Here is a 26,328-nt window from a genome sequence, read left to right on the forward strand (position 1 = left end):
CTCATTAAATTCATAATCATAAATTAAATGCTTTCTAGACTCATAGATAATTTTGAAATAGATAAGTATGATCACAATGAAATCGACTATTTTCGCAGCCAATGATTAACCATGCTCTTGTTTTATAAGCTATTTGAAATTTTTTGTATCATAATAAGGCAACTTTATACTAAAAATTGTTCTTATATAGTCCTGAGGCGGTAAAACGCACTTACCCACTCTCTCATCAATGTATTCAAATTCATCTAAATACATATCATATCTATAGTCGTATAACCTAACATTACTTGCATCTTGTTTTATGACTTCGAGTAAAAGTGTTTGATCACCTCGTTCGTTTGAATTTAAACCTTCTCGTCTTTTTATCCATGTAATTTCTTCGTAAGCTTTGTCTCTTAAAGCCCTAGTTGCATATTTACCATACTGATAGATTGTGTGCTCGATAATCTACACTTCCATATCACTAATAAGATCTCTACAATTATTATCTTCAATAAGAATACAAATAATCCTCTTAATGATGATAAAACCGGGCCATGTACCCAATCTTCAAATTGTTCGTCAATGATAGGTTTCCCATTTTATACTAAAGATGTTTCCTGAACATAATATATAAGATTATGTACTTTCATTTCGTCACCTAGTATACTACTCCTCTTAATTTCTTGATATTTGAAATTAAATTCCGAACAATATTATGCTTTGTGTAAGGCTGGTGTTCCATTTAAAACCTTCCCCTCACTTTTCACATAATAAACCCCTTTTCTAATTAAAAGTAAACGCAAAAGGGGTACCCTCTACAAAAATAGACATTTATATAACCATTATAGGTAACAGGTTCAATCGCATATATTCCAAAAAAGCAAGCGACTTGGTAACACTTTTTAAAATAATTTCTAACTACAATATATGAAACTCTATTAGAGAAATATTAATTGATTTTAAAAATGATTTAATAAACATTGACTTTTATAGATGTGAATTTTTAATATCCTATCTCTCTACATCATCCAATAAATAAGGTTCAATATGCACAATTGTTTCAACTTCACCTAGCCGTGCCTGTAATTTTGATTCAATATGATCAGATATCTCATGACTTTCGATGACATTTAATTTGGGGTTGACAGCTATAGTGACGTCGATAAATGAAATAACACCGTGACTTCTCGCTTTAATATCACGAATCTCTTTAATACCAGAAACAGATGAAATAATTTGTTGTATTTGTGTAAGCTCTTCCTCGTCATACCCATCAGTAAGTGTAACGGCCGTCTCTTTAAAAATATCAATACTTGCTTTCATAATGAGCAAACCAATCACAATGGCTGCAATAGTATCGAGCATCGGCACGCCCATATAAACACCTAAAACGCCGATCACTGTACCAATCGACACAAGCGCATCCGAAAGGTTATCATAACTCGCTGCTCTTAAAGCACTGCTATTCACTTTTTTAGAAAGGTTACGATTGAAAATAAATACAGCAAACATAACAATACTTGAAATCATACCGACAATAATAGCAGATTGGTTTGGCTGAACGAATTCGCCTTGGTAAAAATGCTTCACGCCTGTAATAATCACTTGAATACTGACCGCAAACATAATGAATGAAGCAATGAGTGATGCGATAAATTCAGAACGATAATGCCCATAAGGATGATTGTTATCCACAGGTTTCATAGAGATTTGAAGTGCAATGAGTATGGCAATCGAACTAATGACATCTGTTGCATTGTTAATTCCGTCTGCCACTAGACCTTGACTGCTCGCCAACCATCCGTATGCAATTTTTAATAATGTTAAAAATGTATAAGTAATGATGCTTAGTGTTGCGCCTTTTTTAGCTTGAGAAATTTTATATTCTAATTGCAACGAAAACACCTCTAAAATGAATTGATAAGGTTTTGAGACTGTGATTATCTAACCTTTTTATAATAAAATGCGTTTAGCTATACTATTATCCTACGAAAACGAATATAAATCTAGTTATAACTATAAAAATAAAGATTGCAAAATTGTTAATTTTCAGACTATAATGTTGTTATAACATTAAAGGGGATAGTCAGTATGAAATTTAAAGGGTTAACAGTGAAAATTATTATAGCATTAATCTTAGGGATTGCGTTAGGTTCGATTTTCAATTTCTATGTCGAATCTAAATTTGTTGGATTTATCGATCAATATGTTTTTAATGTCATTGGTCAAATCTTCTTAAATCTAATCTTTATGCTCGTAGTACCGGTTGTATTCGTGTCGATTGTACTCGGTGTAATTGGTGTTGGTGATCCAAAATTATTAGGCGGCATCGGCTTAAAAACACTCGTCTTTTTCTTATCGACAACAGCGATTGCGATAACGTTAGCGATGTGTTTAGCATTAATCGTTAAACCAGGTGCTGGCCATTCAGACTTATTAAAATCAGAAGAAGTTACCACATATCAAAAGAAATTAGATGATCAAAAGGCAACTGGGGCTTCTCCAATCAACCAGACATTTGATCAAACTTTAATTAATTTCTTTCCAAAAAACGCGATTCAATCAATGACAACAGGAAATATGCTTCAGATTATTACATTTGCGATTTTCGTCGGTATCGGTATTATGATGGTAGGCGAACGAGGAAGGATTGTACATCAATTTTTCGAACAGTTTAATGAAGTCCTGATGTATATTATATCAATGGTAATGAATGTATTTGCGCCAATCGGTACATTTGGACTTGTCGCACATGCATTTACAGGCGCAGGCTTTGGTGCAATCAGACAACTTGGTTTATACTTTATTGTTGTATTAGCCGCACTCTTTATTCATTTCTTTGTCGTCTATGGCGGTGCAGTGAAGTTTTTAGCGGGTCGTAGCCCAATTGAATTTTTCAAAGGTTTCTTCCCAGCGATTACAGTTGGTTTCGGGGGCTCAAGTTCTAACGCTGCACTTCCGGTTTCAATGGAATGTACGAAAAAAATGGGTGTCAAACCAGAAATTGCATCTTTCGTTCAACCTTTAGGGGCAACAATTAATATGGATGGTACTGCAATCATGCAAGGTGTCGCTACAATTTTCATTGCGCAATTATCTGGTGCGGATTTAACAGTTCTACAGCTCATTACCGTTGTCGCTGTAGCTGTTATTGCTTCTGTCGGAACAGCAGGCGTCCCTGGTGTAGGACTGATCATGTTGGCGATGGTATTAACTGCAGTCGATTTAAATCCAGCCGCTATCGGTATTATCTTAGGGATCGACCGTTTGTTAGATATGACACGTACAGCAGTAAACATTACTGGTGATGCCGCATGTGCATTGATTCTATCCGAACGTGAAGGACGAAAATTAAAAGGGAATATGCACGTAGAATAAATGAATACAAAAAACCAACGTTTCTTGCTATTTTAAGAAATGTTGGTTTTTTAATTTACTTGTCTTATTTTGAAAGATAAATCAATTGAAGCTATTTGACAAAAACAAAATTAGCAACAACTTTTTAATTTTAGGTGAATGTTATTTCATTACACTAAATGATTCTCCATGGCATAAATCGCGGCTTGTGTGCGATCGGTCACTTCCAATTTAGAGAAAATGTGACTCACATGCGTTTTAATCGTCTTTTCCGATACGAACAATGTTTCAGCAATTTCTTTATTCGTCTTCCCTTTCGCCATTTCTTTCAGCACTTCTGTTTCCCGTTTGGACAATTTATTGAGCATATGCGGCTTCGTTATGACTGTATCCATCACCTGTTGCGCATCTTTATGAATCACTTTATCTCCTTGTAAAACCGTTTCAATAGAGGTCATTAATGCTTCCGGATCGACATCCTTCATTTCATAACCGTCTGCACCTGCTTGCATCGCTGACATGACATGCTCTTCATCTACATAACTTGTAAGCACTAATATTTTAATACCTGTATGTTGTTCTTTCAGTTTTTGAATTAATGTAATCCCATTCATTTCAGGCATAACCAAATCAACAAGGATAAGTTCTGGTTCGATTTGATCGGTTGCTAAAGCATCTAATAGTGCTTGACCTTCCCCAAAGCTTCCTACAACTTCTATCTGTGGTTGTGTCGAAAGTAAAAATTCTAAGCCTTGCCTTACTATAAAATGATCATCCACAAGTGCAATTTTAGGCATTATTGTCCCTCCCTGGGCTGTTGAAGTGGTAGTTGTATTGTAATTTTTGTTCCTTGATCACTTGCCATTTTTATTGTTCCTTTTAAAAATTTAATCCGTTGTCGCATATTCGACAATCCGTGTTTTTCGGCCGAATCAACTTGAGTCACGTCAAATCCTATACCGTTATCCTTCAATTCAACAATCAGATAGACGTCTGTTTGGTTCAACACAATATCCATATGGTTTGTTTGCGCATGCTTTTTCGTATTATTCATTGCTTCTTGCATGACACGGTACAGATGGGTCTCAATTTTATTTTCTAAGTCAATGAGTCCTTTGACCGTCACATCAATATCTAGACCTATAAGACTTGCGTAATTTTTTAATGCATGAACAAGCCCTTTTTCGAGGCCTACCGGTTTTAACTGCCAAATTAACGCACGCATTTCATTCACAGCGTTTTGACTCGTTTGCTCTATCTGCATAAATGCACGTTTTGACGTTTCCTCTTGCGTCATTTGACCTGCCGCATGTGCCGTTAATTTTAAAGAAAACAACATTTGATTAACCGAATCGTGTAAATCTCGAGCTAAGCGGTTACGTTCATTAATTCGTGCCGCTTCTTTCTCTTGATTGTTCAAGTCAATCCGTTTTATCGCAGAACCGATTTGAAATGCAACAGATTCTAACAATTCGAGGTCTTCATCCGAGTAATGCGTCGTAAACGGCGTCGCGACATTTAACAGTCCAAATTGTTCATTACCAGAGCGTAAAGGTACTGTCGCATGATGGGTAATATCTTCAGTTTCTGTCACAAATTCACGACTGGCTAAATTAATGCGCGAACAGTTAATGATATTAGAGGCTTTGGTCAATTTATGGTTATGGTATGCTTGGACACACCAACATGTCCCTTCTTTCATATAATGGCATTGGCGATTGGTTAAAGCTGAAGGTAATGAGTGCTGTGACTCTAATGTATGGCGGCCTTCTTCATCAATGAAAAATATCCACCCTGTTGTAAAATCGCTTCCCTTAATTAAAGAGTCTAACGCACCGTCGAGCATGGATTGTAATTCAGTTTCTTCGTTAAGGAATTCGGCAATTTCCTTTAATAACGCCAATCTTGTTGGTTTTTCCATTATTGTCACTCCACTCTTTGCTACACATCAATCATCCAATTTTTATTCGTGTATGGATGTACATTTAACTTTATTATACACGTTGTTTCAATGAATAAAACCATCAATCACCATTCGTTTTGTGTTATGATAAAGGAAATTAAGGAGGATTTTATGAAATTTAAAGTTGCCGATACATTTAATGAACAATCCATTCGTGACATATTTAAAACATTACAATTGCCTAAAAAAGAGTTGCATACATTGAATATGTCAAAATCTATCACAGTGAATGATGAAGCTGCAAATTTACAAACTATCGTCCATACAGGTGACGAAATATACATTCCTGATGAAGACGCGAAAAGCCAATATTTACCGAGCTATCGTTATGCACAAATCGCTTATGAAGACGACTTTTTAGCGATTGTCTACAAACCGAAAGGCGTGAAAACACATCCGAATGATTTAAAAGAAAGTAATACGTTAATGAACCATGTCATTTATACGTTGAACCACCCTTATGTTGAGCCTATTCATCGTCTTGACCAAGAGACAGTCGGCTTACTTATTGTGGCGAAGCATCCGATCATCAAAAAAATATTAGATCGTATGTTGGAAAATAATGACATTCATCGTATTTATAAAGCACAAGTGAAAAGTTTATTGCCAATTAAGCCACAAACGATTGATTTACCAATTGGCAAGGATAAATTCCATCCGAATAAACGTCGTGTCTCTCCTACCGGTCAACGTGCAGTGACACATATTTTGTCTTCTGAAATGATTGAAGAAGGTGTTTGTGAAGTGATGTTAAAGTTAGATACTGGTCGTACACACCAAATTCGTGTGCATCTCGCTGAAATTGGTTATCCTGTACTGGGGGATCCATTATATAGTGATTCGAAATTACGTCAATTACAGCTTGAAAGTTATCAAATTGAAATGACGCATCCGATCACGCAACAACCGATTTCTGTGACGATTGATGATATTAAACAATAATTAATTACAGGCAGATTTGAGGGCTTAGACAACACCATGTCCAAGCCCCCTTTTTTTATACGCTTCATTATTTACGCTTCAGATGCCCTTTCACACGGTCCATCCAATTCCTTTTTGCGCGTACGGGTTGTCCTGTCTCAATCATATTTTGCTTGGACAATGCTAACCCATATTCTTGTGCTTCACGCATTAAATATTCTTGTGAGTTGATCGGTGCTAACTCATTTTTAACGTAATGATACACACCCGAAGCATCTTGATAACGACCTTTTTGATTGTCAGAAAGTTGTAAGTGCATAAAATCTACCAATCGTCTCGCAATGCGTTTATCCAAAATTGGGAATAAAATTTCAACACGTTTTATCATATTTCGCGTCATCATATCTGCAGAAGATAGATATATTTTCTCTTTGCCATTGTTATAGAAGTAATAAATACGTGAATGTTCTAACAAACGTCCGACGATACTCACGACTTCAATATTATCGCTAATACCAGGAATGCCCGGTTTCAAACAACAAATCCCACGAATAATTAATTTCACTTGTACACCTGCTTGTGACGCTTCATACAATTTTTTAATTAATGCTTTATCCGTCAATGAATTCATTTTCATCATCATTTTACCGTTTCCGTGTTGACGATGGCTTTCGATTTCTTCATCAATACGTTCAATAAATAAGTCACGTATTTCGTATGGTGCCACGATTAACTGTTGATAATCCGGCTTCATGGAATAACCACTCAAATAATTGAAGAAATTCATCGCATCTTCTCCAATTTCTCGATTTGTTGTAATAATTCCCATATCTGTATACAATTTGGCCGTTTTATCGTTGTAATTTCCTGTACCTAAATGCACAAAAGGAACGAGTTTACCATTGACACGTTTGACGACCAATGTAATTTTACTGTGGGTTTTCAAATGCGTCATACCATACATGACGTGACAACCCGCTTCTTCCAACATTTTTGCCCAATGCACATTATTTTCCTCATCGAAACGCGCTTTTAATTCCACTAATACCGTGACTTGTTTACCATTTTCAGCAGCATTTTTAAGTGCTTCAATAATCGGTGAATCACTGCTGACACGGTATAACGTTTGTTTAATTGCCAATGTGTCGGGGTCCTCAGATGCTTCCGTTATAAAGTCAACAATCGGATCAAAGGATTCATACGGATGATGGAAGAAAATATCACGTTTCAACGCCAAATCATACACATTGTCATTGCCTAAAGATTGCGGCACTTGTGGTGTATAGCGCTCGTATTTCAAGTCCTTTAATTTATGTGATAAATGATCCACCAATTCAAATACCATCGTTAAATCAAGTGGGCCATTCGTATAATACACATCTTGAGGTTCTAATTCTAACGTATCAATCAACCAATCTATTTGCATCTCTTGTTGTTCACGATGATCAATTTCTAACCTCACCGCTGCACCACTTTTACGCTCTTTTAAAAAGCGTTCAATTTCAATCAACAAATCTTCGGCACCATCTTCATGAATCGTTAAATCGGCATTTCTTGTAATTCTAAATGTATACGTATTCAGAATTTCATATCCTTTGAAAAGATAACCCATGAAAAAAGAAATCATATCCTCGATTAAAATAATATATTGACGATTGCCTTCATTAATTGTAATAAAACGATTTAATAGTGTGGGGATTTGAACGATTGCTGAATTAATTTCATCACCAGTATCAATATCGACAAAAATATTTAATGTTTTATTGTTTAGTTTTGGAAATGGTCGATATGCATCAATGCCCAACGGTGTTAATGTCGGCAAAATATCATTTAAGAAGATTTGTTCAAGTTGCTTCCGCATATCTTCATTTAAAACATCCGGTTTGCATAAATACACATCATATGTTTTCAAAGTTTCAACTAAAGTATTGAAACGTTGGTATTGAAAGGCAACGTTTTGACGATTTTTCTGTTCAATTGCCTTTAACTGTTGTTGCGGCGTTAATTGCGCTTTATTCTCAGGCTTATTAAATCCCATTTTGACTTGGTCTTTTAATCCTGCCACACGCACCATAAAAAATTCATCTAAATTTGCGCTCCCAATCGCAATAAACTTAAGTTGCTCGAGTAATGGGTTTTGGTCGTCACAGGCTTCTTGCAATACTCTATAATTGAAGTCTAACCAGCTGACTTCACGATTGTTATAATAATCTGGATGGTTCAGGTCCAAACTTCCTTTTTCAATAGTCACTTTCATTGTCACCCCATTAATATTTTACAAAACATAGCGCAAGTCCCTATTTAGCGTAACATAAAATGAATGGGCTATAATTTAAGCATTTGTAAAAATAATATTAACCTTTGTTTTAAGTACTTTTTCGATATGTTTCTTTTGTCGATTAGATTGATAAGATTCGGCAATCGATTCACCTTGATCATTGACAAACAAGTCGTAACCTTCTTTTGTTGACTGTAATTTCACGTCTTGGACACTGTTCGTATTAGAGATATTTAATGCGTTTACAAACTTAATAATGCCCCCTAATGCTTGAATGTCTGATAGTTCATCATCAGAAAACCAATTTGTCTCTTCACTATACAATTTGAGTAACGTTTTATTTTTAAAGCTTGCGAGTAATGCCAATCGCACACGCTCTTTATGTGATAAGCCGTTAATCCCTGAATTTGCGATAATGTAATACGTATGTTGTGAACTCGAATCGGAATCAATAAATCGACCTAAATAATAAATATACGCCGCTTCAAGAAAAACTTGCTTTAAATCTTCATCAATTTTAAGCTTTTTCTCTTTCGTCAACTGTTCTAAGAGCGATTCGGCTAGTTTCACACGTTGATTGGCGCCACTTTCCTCGATTTTATACTCATTGGCTAAATGACGTAACGCATCTTGCAGAACATTGGTTTTATTAAATTCTTTTGGATACTTTTTAGCAATTTGATTCATAATGAAACCTTCACGTATCCCTTTTCTTGAGAAAGTGAACGCTGTCGCATCAATCATATCGAATAACACATTAAATACCGATACGGCAGGTAAAATGATGTCTACACGATCACGACTCAATCCATCTAAAGTCGTTAACGTGTCACGTGAAGATTTTTTAAGCATTTGAAATACTTCTTTTAAATCACTTTGTTCCATCGTATAGCCATGGACACCCGCGATAGGATACTGATGTAAAGACTGATGAATACGCGCACAGTTACGCGCAGAACCACCGATACCGACTAAATTAATATGCTGATTTTGTATCCATGACACTTTGCCAAATTCACTTTTCAAAAACTTTTCCATTTTCTTAATCGCATCTTTATCATTATGCTCTTTTCCTTCAAAGAACATCCGTGTTAAAGTGACAACACCGAACGGAAAACTGATGGCTTCTTTAATCTTTTTTTCTTTAAATAGTGTTAACTCTGTAGAGCCCCCACCGATATCGACAGTGATGCCATTCCGAATACTTGTCGTGTGCGTGACTGCATAAGAGCCATAAAAAGCTTCATCTTCTTCAGGAATCATAATAATTTCAAGGTCGAGTTCTTGTTGAATATGTTTTAAAATTTCTTTTTGGTTTTTAGATTGACGCATCGCTGCTGTCGCAATCGGATACAAATGTTCTACTTCAAAATCTGTCGCTACCTTTTTAAAACTTCTGAGTGCTGTGGTTAAAACATCGATCCCTTCTTGCGTCATATTCTGTTCAGCATCTAAATATTGACTTAATCGTGCCGGTGTTTTAATGTTTTGAATTTCATTTAATCCTGTTTTCGGATCGTATCGAAAAATCACTAAGCGGATTGTGTTTGACCCAATATCTATTAAACCGTTACGTTCCATGTTTAAAACTTGCCTCCATACTATTTCGGGTGGACCATGTTTTCTGGCTTAATCCATTCCTCAAATTGTTCTTCTGTCACATAGCCTGACTGAATTGCAGATTCTTTTAAAGTTATTCCTTCTTTATGTGCTTTTTTCGCAATGGCTGCTGCTTTTTCGTAACCAATATGTGGATTCAGTGCAGTCACTAACATCAATGAACGGTTCAAATAGTTATCAATGTTTTCAGGAATAGGTTCAATACCTACTGCGCAGTTTTGATTGAATGTCTCCATACCGTCTGCTAATAAATAAATAGATTGTAACGTATTATGCAAAATAACAGGCTTAAAGACGTTTAATTCGAAATTCCCTTGAGCGCTTGAGAACCCTACTACCGTATCGTTACCCATGACTTGTACAGCCACCATTGTTAACATTTCACATTGTGTTGGGTTCACTTTACCTGGCATAATCGATGAACCTGGCTCGTTTTCAGGAATAGAAATCTCAGCTAAACCTGCACGAGGGCCTGACGCTAACCATCTTACATCATTCGCAATCTTCATTAAGTCACCCGCAAGCGCTTTGAGTGAACCATGTAATTGAACCACTTCGTCATGTGCAGTTAACGCATGGAATTTATTTTCAGATGATACAAATGGATAACCTGTATTTTCCGCAATGTATCCTGCAACTTTTGTACCAAATTCAGGGTGTGCATTAATGCCAGTACCGACTGCTGTGCCACCAATAGCTAAGTTTAAAATATGCTTTTTAGATTCTGCCAATAAGTTTTCACACACGTCTAGCATATAGCGCCAACCACTAATTTCTTGGCCTAATGTAATCGGTGTCGCATCTTGAAGGTGTGTACGTCCAATTTTAATGATGTCTTTAAACTCATTTTCTTTTTTATAGAACGTTTCACGCAAGCCTTTCAAAGCAGGTTCTAAACGTTTTTCCACTTCATGATACAGTGCAACGTGCATTGCTGTCGGGAATGTGTCATTAGAACTTTGTGACTTGTTGACATCATCGTTCGGGTGGATTGTTTCGTCACTCCCCTTTTCTTTTAAGTATTCATTGGCCACATAGCTCACAACTTCATTCACATTCATATTACTTTGTGTACCGCTTCCTGTTTGCCACACAACTAGTGGAAAATGTTCATCTAATTCGCCTGCTAAAATACGATCACAAGCATATACAATCGCATCTTTTTTCGCATCGCTTAGCTTTCCTAATTCATTATTTGCCAATGCAGCTGCACGTTTTAATTGTGCGAAACCATAAACCACCTCAATCGGCATTTTTTCTTTACCGACTGGAAAATTTTGTTTACTTCTTTGTGTTTGAGCGCCCCAATATTTATCTGCAGGCACCTCAATTTGACCAAATGTATCATGTTCAATTCTTACTGACATATCTCTCGCTCCCCTTTGATTTTTCAATATTCTTGTCACTTAAATTATAGCATTAAACGAAATCGCCATTCAATGAACATTGGCGTGCAATTGCGTTTTTTCTCCAAATAAAAAAGGCCGAGAAAATTTAATTTCCCGACCTTATTTCAACAATACGTGAAAGTAGCATATTGAAACATCACATCCATCGCCTCTACAAAGTGATAATTCAATGAAAGCAATCCATCATTTATTCATTTGAAGTTGTTTCTTTAACTTTTACCGCTTCAGTATGCATAAATTTGTGTTTCACAGCTTGAACGACTGCAATAGCTGCCAAAATATACAAAACTAGGCCTATTACCATCATGACCGGACTGATTTGAATGAATACACCTAAAATGCCACTGAACTGATTGTAAAAATCATCTAAATAAATCGTCAACGCGACAGTTATCGCGATACAACAAATAACACTAATAACGATGCCTTTTTGATTCGTTTTCACAAAAGTTTGAACGTGTGATTGTGCATCATCGACTAACCCATTGGATAAGTTTAGTTGAAGTTGTACAATTTTAAATAATACCGGTAAATATAACGTCCCTAACGCCAATGGAAAGGCTTTAATCGATAATAAGTTGATGATTGTTGAAATTATAATTAATGTAACCCATTTCTGATGTAACTTCATGTATGTCACCTTTCATCATTTTTTAACATGCTCCCATTTTATCACATTTATCTCGAGGTACACGAAAGAAAATAAAAAGACTGGACCATCTCCATGGTAAACCAGTCTTCTCATTAATTTTTATTTTGTATCTTTATCAGAACGCACTTTGGAATCATGTGCTTGATTGAGTTTCTCTTCATCGTTCGCTTCAGAAATTTGTTCCATTTCTTTACCGAGCTCCACAACATCATCAAAACTATCAACCATTTCATTATCATAATGCTTTTGTTCGTCTTTCATTATGCCCTTCACCTCTTCTCTTATGCGTACAATGAAGTAAAGTAATTGCGCACATCTTCAGGTAAACCTTGTGCAGCTGCTTCATCAAGGACAACAGTTACCATACGATGTGATTTTAATGCTGACGGAATAAATGTCGTATTACCGTTTTCTTCGTATAATTTCTTCACTTGTTCTGCTTTCACTGCACCTGTCACGACAACAATAATTTCACGCGCTGGTAACAATGCGTCATTCATAGGTATACCGATTTGACCTTTTGTATCGATTGTCACGACTTGTAACGTCAATTTACCTTTATTATCTTTTGTTTTTGCGTGATGTTTAATAAATGATTCCACTTTTTCATCTTCTGGTACGTGATGAATTTGTTTTTCTGGGACACCTAATGCTTGATAATATGATTGTTGCGCGTCGTAATCCAATACATGAATTTGACTGAAATCAACGCTATGACGATCGACATCTTTTTTTAATGCATCTAATACAGGTGCTTCTTCTTGATTTAAATGAAGACCTACAATCGATGTCGGATTGTTATTTAACTGTTTTCTTAAGATATCTGCTGTGAAAGTTGCTGCTGTTTCTGCATCTTTAAATACTTTAAAATTCATTGCCATTATCGTACACTCCTCTATTGTCCTACTCGTCTTTTACATTAATAATTACATACCCATTTTAAACATCAATTAAAACATTAAAAAATGAGGAACATTCGGAAGGGTCTCCGTTATCGTTATTATAACCTTTTTTACGCATTTGTTCTTGTCCCAACCTCAAACTATGAACCATGCTATGAAATTCATAGCTGTCTATTGTAGATTTGGATAATTTTGTTGTCTTAACGCCTCATAAACTAGAATTGCTGCAGTATTAGATAAATTCAGTGCACGTACATTTTCGTTCATTGGAATGCGTAACGCTGTATTATCATACTTATCCTTCACCCAGTCTGGTAATCCAGTTGTTTCTTTACCAAAAATAAAGTAATAATTTTGATCAACATCCGAAAAATCTTGGGACGTATGATTTTTAGACCCAAACTTTGTCAGTAAAAAATATTGACCCTCTGTTTGTTCAAAAAATGATTCAATATTGTCGTAATAAGTAATCGATACATATTTCCAATAATCTAAGCCGGCACGTCGCAACATTTTATCGTCAGTACTAAAACCTAGTGGACGAATTAAATGTAAATGTGTGTCAGTCGCTGCACATGTCCGTGCAATATTCCCTGTATTCGCAGGAATTTCTGGTTGATATAAAACTACATGAATTGGCATTATTCATCTCTCCTCATTTCTAATCCTTTAATCATCTCGACTTGGACTTCTTCAAGTTCATTATCATAATGTGACATCACATAATCTTTAGCGGCCTCACCTAAAATTTGACCGATTGCCCAAAAGGCTGTCGCACGAATCATAGGTCTCGGATCTGTTTCAGCCACATCTTTTAAATCGGGAATTGCCGTTTCTTCTTTAAAGTGTGCCAGTGCAAGAATCGCATTCCGTTGAATCGGCTTTTTACCTCTCCACGCACCAGCAAGATGGCCAAATTGATTTTTAAACGTCTTATTATTCATTTTCAGTAATGGAACTAATCGTGGTTTTAAAATTTCTGGCTCTAGATGTATATCGTCTTGTTCCGTATTAATACCTCGATTTTTCGGACAAACTTGTTGACACGTATCACAACCGTACAGACGATTACCGATTTTATAACGATATTCATCCGGTAAATAGCCTTTCGTTTGCGTTAAAAAGCTAATACATTTTTGGCTGTTCAATTGCCCATTACCAACGAGCGCGCCCGTAGGACAACGATCAACACAAATCGTACAATCTCCACAACTATCAAGGAGTGGATCATCTGGTGGAAATGGAATACTCACTAACATTTCTCCTAAATACGACCACGTCCCTAGGTCAGGATTAATGACGAAACCATTACGTCCTACAAATCCAAGCCCCGCACGTTCTGCAACTGCACGGTCAGATAGCACGCCCGTATCCACCATTGACATAAGCTCTACATCAGGCACTTTACGTTGTATAAAAGCAGCCAAATCATCTAAACGTCGCCGCATAATCGAATGGTAATCTTGCCCCCATGATGCGCGTGCAAACACACCGCGACGATCACCTCGAACACTTTTAGGCGCACCTTTTAATTTATTCGGATATCCAACAGCAATTGCAATAATTGAACGTGCAGTCGGTAATGATAATTTCGGCTCTGTACGTAAAGCAATATCAGACGACTCAAAACCTGATGCATAGCCTTTTGCATGATAATCGACAAGTTTTTGTTTCAATTCATCAAAAGGATCTGCAGTGGTAAAACCAATACTATTGATACCTATTGTGTGTGCATATGCAATTATCTCTTCTTTCAATGCCCGTACATCCATCATGTCACCTCTTTAAAATCACCATACTATTTTAACATATCTGACTGTCATTGCGTGGAATTATTCCATAGAAGCTTGGAATCTCATTTACATCATTTGACGCATCAACTAAAAAAGAGCCGGAATCAATAAATTCCTAGCCCTTTCATTGATATTTAGTTTAACACACGTTTCAAGAAATTTTGTGTACGTTCATGTTGCGGATTTTCAAAAATTTCATGTGGTGGTCCATCTTCTACCACCACACCATCTGCCATAAATACAACACGATCACTCACATTTTTCGCAAAATCCATTTCATGCGTCACGACAACCATGGTCATCCCTTCTTTAGCGAGTGATTTCATAACTGCTAATACTTCGCCAACCACCTCAGGATCTAATGCGGATGTGGGTTCGTCAAATAACAACACGTCAGGATCCATCGCCAACGCACGCGCAATCGCAACCCTTTGCTTTTGTCCACCTGATAATTGATTCGGATAGGCTTCTGCTTTATCTGCCAAACCTACTTTTGATAATAAGTCCAATGCACGTGTTTTTAATTGTTGTGCATCTCCTTTTTTCAATAATTGTGGCGCTAGCATAATATTATCAATCACCTTTTTATGTGGAAATAAATTGAAGTTTTGAAATACCATGCCCATTTTTTGACGTAATTCATCTACTTTAGTGCCCTTATCAGTCAAATCACGACCTTCAAAAATGACTTGCCCTGATGTAGGAACTTCTAATAAATTCATACATCTCAGTAATGTACTTTTCCCGCTTCCAGAAGGACCAATAATCGCGACCACTTCACCTTGTGCAATTTCTAAATCAATACCTGTTAACACTTCATTTTGACCATACGATTTATTTAACTTTGAAATTTTAATCACTGATACTCATTCTCCCTTCTAAAAAGCTCATTAAACGTGACAGCGTGAATGTTAAAATAAAGTACAATACAGCGGCAATTAACAATGGCGTGAATGGATCAAATGATGCACCTTGTACAACTTGTGCATTGAACATAATTTCACTCACACCAATTACAGAAACGATAGAAGATTCTTTAATCACTGTCACAAACTCATTCCCTAATGCAGGCAATATCTTTTTAATCGCTTGCGGCATAATAACTGACTTTATCGTTTGACTGTAGCTTAAACCTAAACTACGTGCTGCCTCCATTTGACCTTTATCTACGGCATTAATTCCTGCACGAATAATTTCTGCAATGTAAGCCGAGCAGTTAATCACTAACGCGATGGCCCCACAAATAAATGCTGAAATGTCTAAACCTAATACTGCTGTTGTACCAAAGAATACTAAAAAGACTTGTACGAGTAACGGTGTGCCACGTAAAAACTCGATATACGCTGAAGCAAACCATTTCAACGGGCGAATTGTACTAATTTTCATCAACGCAAACATGGAACCAAACACTGCGCCTAATACAACTCCGATTAATGAAATGACAATTGTGCTTTTAATACCTGTTAAGAAAAACGCCCCATATTTTGTTAAAAAGCTACCATCATCTTGCATTGCATCAGCAGCAATTTTTTCATATTTAGCAAGCAAATTGTGATCATTGACGTCTGCAATAGATTGATTTACTCGTTTTAATAACTTAGGTGAATCTTTCGGAATCGCAATTGCAGTCTGTTTTTTTGAATCTGCAAACGATGCATCTGAGAACGTTAATTCCTCATTCTGTTCTAAATACGCCTTACCTACAGCACTATCCATCACAATCGCATCTACTTTGTTACTTTTGAGAGATAAAATGACTTCAGGCAAACGTGTTAACGATTGTACATCTGCACCTTCAATTTCCTTTTGCGCTAATTCTTCTTGCGTCGTTTGTTTTTGCGCCCCAATACGATGATGTGCTAAATCTTTCAACGTTTTATATTTATCTTTATCCTTTTTACGAACAACGACTTTTTGATCAACTGTCATATAGTTATCGGAAAAATCCACTTCTTTTTTACGTTCAGCTGTTGGTGTCATCCCAGAAATAATCATGTCGATTTTTCCAGTTTTTAATGCACCAAGCAAACTATCAAACTGCATATTGACGATTTTTAATTTAACACCATTATCTTTCGCAATTTTTTTGGCTAATTCAATATCGATACCTGCATATTCTCGTTCACCATTCACTGTTCTTTCAAATTCCATTGGCGCATAGTCTGCAGATAGTCCCACTCTCAATTCTCCACGATCTTTAATGACATCCCACTGATCCTCACTTGCAGCTTGGGCATCATACTTCGCAGGAATTCCCGAAATACTAAATACGACGATTAACATCATTGTCATCAGTTTCCCCAAATACTTCATTACACTGCCTCCTCCCGATAATATTGATTATTATACATTTATATGTAAGTTTATGCAATAATAATTTTCAAAATTTTTCATTAACCTTCTAAACAACAAAAAACATCAATCAACTTTGTATCGTTGATTGATGTTTTATTCATTATGCTATGATTCATTTCAAATTCATATATGACGGCTCACATTTAATCTTTCAGTACTTCAAAATGATAAATTTCATCTCGATAACCTGGCAATACTTTTTTACTCAATTGATGTACAAACCATCCTACTGTAAAAGGAATCACGAAATAGGCAATCAATAATAAGAAAATATTCATCATCGGATCTCCTTCTAAACGGTTGAACGCATTAATCGGTCCAACGAGCCCTGAATAGCCAAAACCTGCTGACATCGGTGTACCTTGTATGCCCACAAAGTATGCAATCAGACCTGCCACGAAACCATTGATGATTAACGGGATGCTAATAATAGGATGTTTGAAATAAACAGGAATCATCATTTTAGCCGCACCAAATAAAAGTACGATATTCACTCCTAGTTTATTGACCTTTATCGATCCCATTATAAATGTAACACACGCCGCTACAACACCCATATTACCGGCACCACTTCCCAAACCTGTTAAAGATATTGCCGTTGCTATCGCTACAAGTGAAATCGGTGTCACCATCAATAAGGCATATGTAATCGCAATTAAAAGACTCATAATTAATGGATTAAGTTCAGTAAACGTGTGAATTAAATGTCCTAATGATTGTGTTACTTTACTCACATAAGGTAATGTCATGAGTCCAATCATTCCCGCAGTCACAGGAATTAACGCGGGTAACACGATAATTTCTAATGATCCTAATTTGCCAGACAATAAAATAAACATGAGACACGCAATCATCACAATGAGCATGACATTAATGATATCCCCAATGCCATGTAACACAAACGCACCATTCTTAAACTGTAACGCTCCTGAACCAATCATCGCAGAAGTCCCTACAAATGTTACCCCTGGACCTGGAAATTTAAAGGCATGTGCAGCAAGTGCCCCAATAATAAATGCCATAAATGATTGGATAACCAAAACAACTTGATAGATCATTTCAAGAATGGGTTGACCGTCTTTAAAAAACTTCAACAATTCACCTAGAAAGGCATTAGGAAGTAACGCAATTACCACACCTGCCCCTACAGCATTTAAAATAACGCTAAAAAAATGTTTGCTGTTAATTTGCTTTGTCGCCATCTACGCAACCCTCCGCTTATCAGAATAGGTTAATCATAATATAAGTGAACTTATGGTACAACAGTATTCTGAAAATTTCTTAAAATATTCATCAATGCTTTAAAGTGTTATGAATATTAGGTGGATTTTAGTAGAAAATTGGAAAAAGATCAACTATCTTTGCATGAGAGAGATAGTGAAAATTGCAATGACCATTTTCTTTAAACTTTGATTACACAAAGGCTAAAATAGTGAAATAATCAATGCTTTTTGTCGTATAACAATCACGGTTAGAAAAACATGGTCAATTTATCGATGTGACTCAATGATAGAATACATAAAAAAATCAGGCTCAAACATGCGCTTAAGAACATTTATTAAGAATAACGTGCAAAGATGTTTCACGTGCCGCACACCAAGGCGTTATCGTGCCATTTTCGTGCCAGTTAATTTGAGCTATTAAATGCGCTATAATACTTGGACACATTGGACATACAATGTAGCAATCGTGTCCAATGTGTGACCAAAATTTTGATATTCTATGGTGTATAAATAAAAAGAAACCCCGTAATAACAGGGTTTCTGATGTGCTTTGGTGTGTAATTATGGTTATTAGTACCGGTGGTCGGGGTCGAACCGACACGTCTGTGAAGACACGGGATTTTGAGTCCCGCGCGTCTGCCAATTCCGCCACACCGGCCCACTATTATTGATTTTATACATTTTCCTAAACTTTCATACGCGCAAAACTCGTTTGAGCTTCGCGGGATTTTGAAAAATCCTCGAAAACATCTATAAACAGATTAATTCAATGTGACTTAAAAGTCAACAAGCGTATTAACATTCGTAATAAGTTTTTAAAACAAGTCGTAACAATTATGGTAATTTATAATTTATAATGTAACATTTAATCGGTATCACAATCGATTTGCCTACGAAAAAATATAGAATATGTATCAAATATGTATTCGTATAATTTACGCAAAAAAACAACCCACCTAACCGTCTATTTCAACGACTAAGTGGGCGATATTTATTTATCAAACTAAAATACGAATATCCAAAATATAGTGATAACAATTAAATTGATTGGCACCATTGAAAATAACATGATTTTTGCTTTTTCTTGAAGATTATGAGATTGGTTAATTTTCGACTCAACTACAAGGGTAGAAAGTATTATTACGATGCTCAATATTAAATATATCAACACTCTATTTGTAAACATATCTGTTATTGATATTGAGAAAATTAATAATATAGTAAAATATATTATAGTGAAATAATACTGTTCAATTGTATTTTTCATTTCTAATCACCTCATGGTCTTTATCAACAAAGTGTGCTACCAGCAGTGTATAACGCTGCCATTCCGAAACCTACGCCCCAACCAACTGGACCACTAACACCTAGAGCGGTCATTGCTGCTGTAGTCGCCCCAGTGTGTAGTAAACCTGATACACTGATTGCAGTTGAGCATTTAGATCTGAATTTATCATTACTCACCTGATTTTTCATATGTTTTTCAACTTCTGAATTATAAGTTTTTAGTTGTTTTTGTGCTTTTTTACCATTTTCGCCTTTTATTGTGGCATTATAGTTTTGCACATAAGTCTGAACGTCTTTAACACTCACTCCTAAATTTGATGAATTCAAATCTTTTTTTAATTTACCCTCATCTGATATAACTAAATCGCCATCTTTACTTTTAGCTAAATTAGAGTAAATAATATTTGCCATTTCTTCATTTACCTGCTCGTCTCCTGCTTGCGCTTGTGTAGTCTTGTTTTCACTTGATGCGTTTACGACGCTGTCTCCTACACCCAACGGACTTAGAACTAAACCTCCAGATAAAACTGCTACACCTAAAAACTTCAGATTCTTACTTTTCATAAATAATTCCTCCTAAGTATTAAATGTTTGCGTTTTCAATGTAACATATATGTAATATAATTGTAAGCACTTTAGAATACAAAAAAATTAATTTACACTATTTAGAAACTGCTATCGTATGCTTATGAACCCAACTTTTATTTGCCGGCGTATACATACGACACCAGATATTTCCTTGCTCATCTTGAATTTCTTCGAAGATATAAACCGTTTCTCCCTTCCCTAAAATTCCCTTCTCATGTCCGAATGAATAGTTATTGAAGCTATCTCCGGAACGCTCACGTAATGATGCATTGTATTTAATCTTACCGCTATAGTGTGCTTTTTCAGACCACGGTTTAATTCTTTTAGCCGTTTTAGGTTGTTTCTTGACTGGAATCTTCTGCGTAGCTTTTGACGTAGGTTTAGGTGCTGGTTTCGATTCTTTAGGTTTAGACTCTTTCGCTACACCATCGAGATATTTCAGTACATACTTATCTACTACCGACATATCTTTCGAATATCCACACGCTTCCAATACGCTCTTTGGAACAATCTTATCAGCTTGTATTTGATAATGACCCGGCATTTGGTTGCGTGGATTAATTCCGTATTCTTTGCAGATAAACACTGCAATTTTACACGCATTATCGAACGACTTTCTTGAACGCTCTTTATCGCTAAAGTAACACGCCTCTACACCTACTGCAATATCGTTAGTGTCATCGCCATACCATAAGTTATCCGTAGAAGCATAGTACAACACATGTCATGCTTTTTCGTCTAACGGTACGCAATTGATACACTCTTTGTCATCTACAAACACATGCGCTGACACAGTCGTAGCCCACGGTTGATTATACGTATTGTTGTAGTAATTTACATTTTGTTGCGCTGTACTATTTCTATTACCTGTATCGTGAAAAACTAAGAACTTCGGATGACCACTATCTAATCGTTGTCCTGTACGTCTAGTTCCGATTTTCAAAAACTCTGTATACGTTGGTACTCCGTTCCAATCTCCAATATATTTCTTCACCATTTTACCATTCCCCTTTGTTGTTTTTACGTATGAATCTTTTTCGATATCTAGGTCGTCAATAAACGGAAGCCTAATTACGCCCCAGAATTCTAAATCATCGTAGTTATGAATTACTTCTTCGACTGGACTACCGTTCCCATGTGTCGTCCAATTCTGATCTAGCGACTTAAACAAATCTAAATTACCTTCGACTCCAAGAGCCACATGTCCGCACTTACCTTTGACCCAAACGCATATATCTAACGGCTGTACTACGAAGGTTTCTTTATTACGAATAAACTTCCTTCCTTTGGGCGCTTTCCTTCTATTCTTTTGACTGATAATATCCTTCGCATGTCCTTCGAAATGCCAATCGAAATACTTTTTACCGAATATAATTATCCAGTCAGCGCATTGTCCCGGCCATATTCCGTCGCCATCATGCATTATGCCTCTTTGTCGTTTAGCCCACCGCAATGCTTCACTAGCTTTTGTTTCGTAACCTATCGGCATAAATCGTTCTCCTTACTACAGATTTTCTGCAAAATAAAAAACCGGCATTACACCGACTCAAAATGGTTTATATACGGTTGATTCCTCACCAATCGTTTTCCTGCGTATATTGCTACAATATCTGTTTCGCCGTAGAACACTTCTTTCGTAATCAATAAATTCATATCGCCTTGCACTTTACCGGATTTCTTCGTACCGATAACTAATAAATCATTGAGCGGATATTTTTCAGTTTCCACTCGTTCGTTTCGTGTTATACCTGTAGGTACTTCGTCCTTTTATTCTACTTCTCTACGGTTAACTATTGTGCCATTTAATCCTCGCCTCTTAACGTATGATTGCGTAGGAAGTAGATTGCTGTCGTATTCTGCGGTTGCACTGCGTACTAATGAAGGTAAAACATCTACAACGACGCGCCATTCAGTTTTACTATCGTCTCTAAAAAATACTACCTTCGCAGTTACTACGCCTGATAAGTTGTATTGATCATTCGATAACAACACAGTAATTGACGTATCACTTACAACCATACTTTCGATATCGTAGCTGACATCGTTAATTGTTAGCGATGAGTACGTATGATTACCCAATACTCTACCTAAGCTACGGTTGATTACGATATCAAAACGACTAGGTTGTACAGTTATCTTACGATTACCTAAAATTACTTTCGCCATATATCGTCACCTCAATACGTAATTAGGTACAACGTAGTGCTGCTAATAGAAGACAACGCATCATACTCGTCATTTGTACCTGCCCATAAATTAATAATATCGCCTTTTTGTCCGTCACGACCCGCCTTACCTTGAATACCTTGTTCGCCACGTTCGCCTTTAGCATCATCTTCGCCTTTTAGCAATTTCAACCATTCTTCGATAGTTCCAGTGAACCCACTGTTCTTCGCAAGCTCATACGCACTTAGACCATTTGTTCCGTTCACACCATCTCTACCGTCTTGCCCTTTCGGAATAGTTAGCGTAGTCTCATCCGAGAACTTAACCAATATATTTCCGTCTTCTACACGTTGACTTAAGATAGTTATCGACTGACCTGCCTCGCCTTTCGCGCTTGCTTCTCCACCTTCTCCACGCTGTCCTCTCGGTATAGTTACGTACGAATTATCGCTAAATTTAATGATTATATTACCTTCTTTATCTAAGTCCGCACCAATAACTTCTAATGAACGTCCATCACGCCCACGTAACGCTTCGAGCAAACCCTTCTCTATTTCGAACTTGATTAGCTCATCATATACAGATTTATTCACTACTTATTCGAATGTACGCCCTAAAATCGATTTAGTAACCTCAATCTTTTCGCTTTCATCCGACGGGAATACATACTTATCATCTACGACTATTTCTAACATATAAGTACCGCGAGGAAGTATATCGTCTATTTTTACGATTACTACGTCCTTGTCATCGATATTTTCTACCGTTGTTTCTTTTTTATAAATAATTTTCGAACTTTTATACAAATAAACTACCTCTACTTTTCCTACGATAGATAGTTCGTCATTTTCATCAATCAATTGATATCTCATCACAGATTTATCGCCTTGCTTGATCCTGTTTCCGTCTCCTAAATTCAAGACGTTTAATACGATTGTCTGCAAATAGTCCACCTCTTCCTCGATAATTCAATGCAAAATACGAATAAAATACAAATAAAAAAGACGCCCATTTGAGCGACTAATTTATCTTATGCTTTCGGTTTCTTATAGCTTAATGCTCGCACACTATCTCCGAATCCTGGTGTCGCATTATCTGCGTATACATTGTATGCTGATACGCCAATTGTTGCAAATACGTATGGATTACTTACAGCGTCTGTAACTAATTTAAACAACGTTCCCCATGACGCAATTTGCTTCGCAGTAACACCGTAGTACACCAAAATTGGCATAAAAATAGACGCAACCATTTGCGCCCAAAAGTGTGGATTTCTCGTTCTAACACCGAAGTTTGTTTTAAATTTATTCATTTGTATTTTCCCTTTGTTCGTTTTATTTTCACTTCTGTTCGTCTAATTCTGCTACAATTTGATTCTTTATTTTCGCAACTTTTCTACGTTCATCTTCATCTATAATACGCATCAAATTACGGAATATTAAAGCCAACACAAGCACCATTATCCCTAACCCAAATTCGGATAGTTGAGCAGAAAGCTACTCGTCACTATACCGAAATAAAAGAATCCGATAGTATTAACCGCCAATTTTAGTATCGGTCTCTTCGTAAAAAATCCGATTAGATAAAATATTGCTACGCTTAAAGATATATGCAAAAGCGATGATTGACTACCGAGAAGGTTAACGTAACCTTTGTAAACATCGTTGTCAATCTTACTAAATAACGATGGCTCTAACGCAAGTGTAAATGTTACATACAATGCGTAAAAGAATATGACGATTTCTATCGCCGCCGGTTTCCTAATCATTCTTAACCTCCTACTTCATTCCAAGACGGATTAAAATGTAACCACTTATACCGCCAACAATCGTAGTAATAAACGTCTTCTTAATCAATTTCCAAGTTTCAGAATCTGATTCTATCTGCGCTATTACTTTCGACAATTGTTCATCTGACAACTTCGTATTATCTTCCAACTTCGCAATGCGTTGATCATGCGAATCTATTTGTGTTTCGATATAAGCGATGATGGCACGTAACGCTACGTCTTCTACTTTTTCTATCAATCCACGTATCACGTTTCTCTACCGCCTTTTATTTTCTTGATGTTATTTGCGCATTTTCACTGCTTTATAACTACTCTTCTACCGCTTTCTTTCAACATCTACTTGCATAACTTTAAACGTTATTGAGCTTTCTCCGTCTTCATCTTCGTGAAGTATTTCTAACGCCGATTCTACCTTCTTCGCTGATGCCACACTCTTAATCGATTTAGCAAATGCTAGTTCCTCCGTAGCGTAATACGTCCCAGAATAAGAGTCACGCATCAACGCTTTCTCATTACTTTCACTATCCACTTGAACTAGAATATAGCTTGTCGACTTACCTTGAATCTCTTTTGCCATAAATTACCACCCCTTATATTTATTCAACGCGGAATACTTCGCACAATCTATCGTAAGTAACAGCGTCCTCTTCTTTCAATTGAATATCTAACTCATCTAAAACTTCAAATAGAGTTTCGAACACTTTCGGGTAATCTTCGAGATTGATAATAACTTCTTCGTTATCTAATTCCGCACGCTCATCGATATATTTTTCTAAGTTACCATTTTCGAATTCATATTGATTGTCTACAATCTTAGGCTGCCCTGCCTCGTCTTTAACTGCGTACATACTTAACAATTCATCGTTACCTTCTTTATATTCCTCCTGCTTTTCGTCTAGCAATCGCATAAATTTCGTTCTTGACCTACTTTGTTTCGCTTTTAGTTCTAACTTATACATAAACGTACTAACTTTATTTATTTCGACATTTTTTAATGTTAACTTCACTAATCTTCCTCCTTATTCATATTAAACTTTCCAAGTACTATCTTGAAGTATATTTCCTACATCATAGACAGCGTTGTTATATAACAGCTCCACACTATGATTTGATATCACTATACCGTAACGACCATTCCAACTAGTAAGACCTGCATTCCCACTTCTATATGTCACGAGTTTAAACTTATCATTCAAACCTTGCGTCCAAACTGAATAGAACTGCGCATTAGCTTGCCCTAATTCATAACTATATTCGACAGAGTTATTACCGAAAAAGGCTCGCATTTTACCACTTTTACGATAATTTTCAAGCGTCCAACCACCTGTATTAGGCTCACCTCCATGACTATCGAAATAAACTTTATCTGAATATATTCCTGTAGAACTATACGGATTTGCATAAGAGTGCGCTACTATTCCCGCAAAATCTCCACGTTTAGGATCGACTGAACCACTTCTATTAGCTCCCAACACTACTGCCGGACTTGTAGTTCCTTCTGTATTCGTAAACATTAAAAAACCTACCCCATCTTTATTTTTATATTTAAGTATATTCGAGGATGTGTGGAAGTCGATATGTGAACTCCCGTAAAAATCGAGTGAGTTACCGTTTAAATTCTATTTAACAGCACCATTAGTTGATTACATCTAACGTTAAATCTTCATCGTTATCTACCCTCCATTTACGATAGATAGAATAACGCTCATTATAATATTTAATCGTATGTTTCGATAAATCTTTAGTCACCTGATGTCGCATAAACTTTTCGAAATAATAATCGAGTGAATCAGTTTGACCTCCGCCAAAATCATTCGCCACTTCCTTACGTAACTCTGCGGCAAACTTGGCCGAAATGGAACCTCGTCTAATTTCCGACATAAAAAATACGCCTACTTTTCGGTTCTTTGTCAACGTCGGTTGGTGAGACGATAACGCATTAAGCAACGTTATTTTGTTGTTTAATGCGTTTTTTATATTCACTTACAAATACCTTAGAAATCATTAAGATACGATTCCTAAAATTCCAGAAATTTCTATAAC

27 protein-coding genes, 1 tRNA gene and 1 pseudogene are annotated in these 26,328 nt (G+C 36.3%); 2 read left to right on the top strand and 27 right to left on the bottom strand.

Annotated elements, in window-relative coordinates; genetic code table 11:
• Positions 1–993: 993 nt before the first annotated feature.
• Entirely contained in the window at positions 994–1,878 is an 885-nt protein-coding gene (locus BJK46_RS10745) for a cation diffusion facilitator family transporter (protein WP_014613541.1), read from the bottom strand.
• A gap of 195 nt (positions 1,879–2,073) precedes the next feature.
• On the opposite strand from BJK46_RS10745, the gene BJK46_RS10750 reads away from it, so the two are divergent.
• Positions 2,074–3,360: a dicarboxylate/amino acid:cation symporter gene (locus tag BJK46_RS10750; RefSeq protein WP_014613540.1), complete on the top strand. Its 1,287-nt coding sequence runs from the start codon at positions 2,074–2,076 to the stop codon at positions 3,358–3,360.
• Between the two features lie 149 nt (positions 3,361–3,509).
• Here BJK46_RS10750 and BJK46_RS10755 read toward each other — a convergent pair whose 3' ends face one another.
• Positions 3,510–4,136, bottom strand: a complete 627-nt coding sequence (locus tag BJK46_RS10755) for a response regulator (RefSeq protein WP_014613539.1) — start codon at positions 4,134–4,136, stop codon at positions 3,510–3,512.
• Complete coding sequence (locus tag BJK46_RS10760) at positions 4,136–5,260, bottom strand: GAF domain-containing sensor histidine kinase (protein ID WP_014613538.1); 1,125 nt, start codon at positions 5,258–5,260, stop codon at positions 4,136–4,138. The genes BJK46_RS10755 and BJK46_RS10760 overlap by 1 nt, the downstream gene beginning before the upstream one ends.
• Positions 5,261–5,413: 153 nt before the next feature.
• Here BJK46_RS10760 and BJK46_RS10765 point away from each other — a divergent pair, with 153 nt between their 5' ends.
• The gene (locus BJK46_RS10765) at positions 5,414–6,244 is read left to right on the top strand and encodes an RluA family pseudouridine synthase (protein WP_015729366.1); all 831 of its coding nucleotides are present in this window, start codon (positions 5,414–5,416) and stop codon (positions 6,242–6,244) included.
• A 67-nt stretch (positions 6,245–6,311) separates the two neighbouring features.
• Here the strand turns inward: BJK46_RS10765 and BJK46_RS10770 are convergent, their stop codons facing one another.
• From BJK46_RS10770 to BJK46_RS10900, 24 genes and pseudogenes are all read right to left on the bottom strand, one after another.
• Entirely contained in the window at positions 6,312–8,474 is a 2,163-nt protein-coding gene (locus BJK46_RS10770; protein WP_370498991.1) for an RNA degradosome polyphosphate kinase, read from the bottom strand.
• An 81-nt stretch (positions 8,475–8,555) separates the two neighbouring features.
• Positions 8,556–10,082 (bottom strand): exopolyphosphatase, encoded by a 1,527-nt coding sequence (ppx, locus tag BJK46_RS10775; protein ID WP_014613535.1) that lies wholly within the window; start codon positions 10,080–10,082, stop codon positions 8,556–8,558.
• A gap of 20 nt (positions 10,083–10,102) precedes the next feature.
• On the bottom strand, positions 10,103–11,488 hold the full coding sequence (gene fumC, locus BJK46_RS10780; protein WP_014613534.1) for a class II fumarate hydratase: 1,386 nt from the start codon (positions 11,486–11,488) through the stop codon (positions 10,103–10,105).
• 229 nt (positions 11,489–11,717) lie between these two features.
• Complete coding sequence (locus BJK46_RS10785; protein ID WP_014613533.1) at positions 11,718–12,161, bottom strand: hypothetical protein; 444 nt, start codon at positions 12,159–12,161, stop codon at positions 11,718–11,720.
• Between the two features lie 120 nt (positions 12,162–12,281).
• Positions 12,282–12,443, bottom strand: coding sequence for an SAS053 family DNA gyrase inhibitor (locus BJK46_RS12225; RefSeq protein WP_014613532.1), 162 nt, complete (start codon positions 12,441–12,443; stop codon positions 12,282–12,284).
• Between the two features lie 20 nt (positions 12,444–12,463).
• Complete coding sequence (locus BJK46_RS10790) at positions 12,464–13,063, bottom strand: 6-phosphogluconolactonase (RefSeq protein ID WP_014613531.1); 600 nt, start codon at positions 13,061–13,063, stop codon at positions 12,464–12,466.
• A 192-nt stretch (positions 13,064–13,255) separates the two neighbouring features.
• Positions 13,256–13,726, bottom strand: coding sequence for a tRNA (uridine(34)/cytosine(34)/5-carboxymethylaminomethyluridine(34)-2'-O)-methyltransferase TrmL (gene trmL / locus BJK46_RS10795; protein WP_014613530.1), 471 nt, complete (start codon positions 13,724–13,726; stop codon positions 13,256–13,258).
• Entirely contained in the window at positions 13,726–14,856 is a 1,131-nt protein-coding gene (gene queG, locus BJK46_RS10800) for a tRNA epoxyqueuosine(34) reductase QueG (RefSeq protein WP_014613529.1), read from the bottom strand. The genes trmL and queG overlap by 1 nt, the downstream gene beginning before the upstream one ends.
• Before the next feature lie 155 nt (positions 14,857–15,011).
• Entirely contained in the window at positions 15,012–15,737 is a 726-nt protein-coding gene (locus BJK46_RS10805) for an amino acid ABC transporter ATP-binding protein (protein ID WP_014613528.1), read from the bottom strand.
• The gene (locus BJK46_RS10810; RefSeq protein ID WP_014613527.1) at positions 15,730–17,190 is read right to left on the bottom strand and encodes an ABC transporter substrate-binding protein/permease; all 1,461 of its coding nucleotides are present in this window, start codon (positions 17,188–17,190) and stop codon (positions 15,730–15,732) included. Before BJK46_RS10810 ends, BJK46_RS10805 begins: the two co-directional genes overlap by 8 nt.
• A 185-nt stretch (positions 17,191–17,375) precedes the next feature.
• Positions 17,376–18,434: a PTS sugar transporter subunit IIC gene (locus BJK46_RS10815; RefSeq protein ID WP_014613526.1), complete on the bottom strand. Its 1,059-nt coding sequence runs from the start codon at positions 18,432–18,434 to the stop codon at positions 17,376–17,378.
• 595 nt (positions 18,435–19,029) lie between these two features.
• A tRNA-Leu gene (locus BJK46_RS10820) sits at positions 19,030–19,113 on the bottom strand.
• A 632-nt stretch (positions 19,114–19,745) separates the two neighbouring features.
• Complete coding sequence (locus BJK46_RS12515; RefSeq protein ID WP_225550264.1) at positions 19,746–20,306, bottom strand: hypothetical protein; 561 nt, start codon at positions 20,304–20,306, stop codon at positions 19,746–19,748.
• Positions 20,307–20,403: 97 nt separating this feature from the next.
• Positions 20,404–21,327 (bottom strand): annotated as a pseudogene (locus tag BJK46_RS10840) (peptidoglycan recognition protein family protein).
• A 539-nt stretch (positions 21,328–21,866) separates the two neighbouring features.
• Positions 21,867–22,058, bottom strand: coding sequence for a hypothetical protein (locus tag BJK46_RS10850; RefSeq protein WP_014613521.1), 192 nt, complete (start codon positions 22,056–22,058; stop codon positions 21,867–21,869).
• A 39-nt stretch (positions 22,059–22,097) separates the two neighbouring features.
• Entirely contained in the window at positions 22,098–22,496 is a 399-nt protein-coding gene (locus tag BJK46_RS10855; RefSeq protein ID WP_014613520.1) for a hypothetical protein, read from the bottom strand.
• An 11-nt stretch (positions 22,497–22,507) separates the two neighbouring features.
• A complete protein-coding gene (locus tag BJK46_RS10860; RefSeq protein WP_037542673.1) occupies positions 22,508–23,038 on the bottom strand; it encodes a phage upper tail fiber protein in 531 nt (176 codons plus the stop codon).
• 54 nt (positions 23,039–23,092) lie between these two features.
• On the bottom strand, positions 23,093–23,440 hold the full coding sequence (locus BJK46_RS10865; protein WP_020220229.1) for a hypothetical protein: 348 nt from the start codon (positions 23,438–23,440) through the stop codon (positions 23,093–23,095).
• A gap of 86 nt (positions 23,441–23,526) precedes the next feature.
• On the bottom strand, positions 23,527–23,808 hold the full coding sequence (locus BJK46_RS10870; RefSeq protein ID WP_014613517.1) for a phage holin: 282 nt from the start codon (positions 23,806–23,808) through the stop codon (positions 23,527–23,529).
• A 466-nt stretch (positions 23,809–24,274) separates the two neighbouring features.
• Positions 24,275–24,535: a hypothetical protein gene (locus BJK46_RS10880; RefSeq protein ID WP_014613515.1), complete on the bottom strand. Its 261-nt coding sequence runs from the start codon at positions 24,533–24,535 to the stop codon at positions 24,275–24,277.
• A gap of 66 nt (positions 24,536–24,601) precedes the next feature.
• The gene (locus BJK46_RS10885; RefSeq protein ID WP_014613514.1) at positions 24,602–24,862 is read right to left on the bottom strand and encodes a hypothetical protein; all 261 of its coding nucleotides are present in this window, start codon (positions 24,860–24,862) and stop codon (positions 24,602–24,604) included.
• A gap of 19 nt (positions 24,863–24,881) precedes the next feature.
• On the bottom strand, positions 24,882–25,292 hold the full coding sequence (locus BJK46_RS10890; RefSeq protein ID WP_014613513.1) for a DUF1617 family protein: 411 nt from the start codon (positions 25,290–25,292) through the stop codon (positions 24,882–24,884).
• A gap of 21 nt (positions 25,293–25,313) precedes the next feature.
• The gene (locus BJK46_RS10895) at positions 25,314–25,799 is read right to left on the bottom strand and encodes a hypothetical protein (RefSeq protein WP_014613512.1); all 486 of its coding nucleotides are present in this window, start codon (positions 25,797–25,799) and stop codon (positions 25,314–25,316) included.
• Positions 25,800–25,920: 121 nt separating this feature from the next.
• Positions 25,921–26,166, bottom strand: a complete 246-nt coding sequence (locus BJK46_RS10900) for a hypothetical protein (RefSeq protein WP_014613511.1) — start codon at positions 26,164–26,166, stop codon at positions 25,921–25,923.
• Positions 26,167–26,328: the final 162 nt, after the last annotated feature.

Source organism: Staphylococcus pseudintermedius (assembly GCF_001792775.2).
Taxonomy (GTDB): Bacteria; Bacillota; Bacilli; order Staphylococcales; family Staphylococcaceae; genus Staphylococcus; species Staphylococcus pseudintermedius.

Bases quoted from the DNA above. Each gene is read 5' to 3' on its own strand.
- BJK46_RS10750 (WP_014613540.1), top strand. From the start codon at position 2,074: ATGAAATTTAAAGGGTTAACAGTGAAAATTATTATAGCATTAATCTTA.
- BJK46_RS10755 (WP_014613539.1), bottom strand. From the start codon at position 4,136: ATGCCTAAAATTGCACTTGTGGATGATCATTTTATAGTAAGGCAAGGC.
- BJK46_RS10760 (WP_014613538.1), bottom strand. From the start codon at position 5,260: ATGGAAAAACCAACAAGATTGGCGTTATTAAAGGAAATTGCCGAATTC.
- BJK46_RS10765 (WP_015729366.1), top strand. From the start codon at position 5,414: ATGAAATTTAAAGTTGCCGATACATTTAATGAACAATCCATTCGTGAC.
- ppx (WP_014613535.1), bottom strand. From the start codon at position 10,082: ATGGAACGTAACGGTTTAATAGATATTGGGTCAAACACAATCCGCTTA.
- fumC (WP_014613534.1), bottom strand. From the start codon at position 11,488: ATGTCAGTAAGAATTGAACATGATACATTTGGTCAAATTGAGGTGCCT.
- BJK46_RS10785 (WP_014613533.1), bottom strand. From the start codon at position 12,161: ATGAAGTTACATCAGAAATGGGTTACATTAATTATAATTTCAACAATC.
- BJK46_RS12225 (WP_014613532.1), bottom strand. From the start codon at position 12,443: ATGAAAGACGAACAAAAGCATTATGATAATGAAATGGTTGATAGTTTT.
- BJK46_RS10790 (WP_014613531.1), bottom strand. From the start codon at position 13,063: ATGGCAATGAATTTTAAAGTATTTAAAGATGCAGAAACAGCAGCAACT.
- trmL (WP_014613530.1), bottom strand. From the start codon at position 13,726: ATGCCAATTCATGTAGTTTTATATCAACCAGAAATTCCTGCGAATACA.
- queG (WP_014613529.1), bottom strand. From the start codon at position 14,856: ATGGATGTACGGGCATTGAAAGAAGAGATAATTGCATATGCACACACA.
- BJK46_RS10810 (WP_014613527.1), bottom strand. From the start codon at position 17,190: ATGAAGTATTTGGGGAAACTGATGACAATGATGTTAATCGTCGTATTT.
- BJK46_RS10815 (WP_014613526.1), bottom strand. From the start codon at position 18,434: ATGGCGACAAAGCAAATTAACAGCAAACATTTTTTTAGCGTTATTTTA.
- BJK46_RS12515 (WP_225550264.1), bottom strand. From the start codon at position 20,306: ATGAAAAGTAAGAATCTGAAGTTTTTAGGTGTAGCAGTTTTATCTGGA.
- BJK46_RS10855 (WP_014613520.1), bottom strand. From the start codon at position 22,496: ATGGCGAAAGTAATTTTAGGTAATCGTAAGATAACTGTACAACCTAGT.
- BJK46_RS10870 (WP_014613517.1), bottom strand. From the start codon at position 23,808: ATGAATAAATTTAAAACAAACTTCGGTGTTAGAACGAGAAATCCACAC.
- BJK46_RS10885 (WP_014613514.1), bottom strand. From the start codon at position 24,862: ATGGCAAAAGAGATTCAAGGTAAGTCGACAAGCTATATTCTAGTTCAA.
- BJK46_RS10895 (WP_014613512.1), bottom strand. From the start codon at position 25,799: ATGTTTACGAATACAGAAGGAACTACAAGTCCGGCAGTAGTGTTGGGA.
- BJK46_RS10900 (WP_014613511.1), bottom strand. From the start codon at position 26,166: ATGTCGGAAATTAGACGAGGTTCCATTTCGGCCAAGTTTGCCGCAGAG.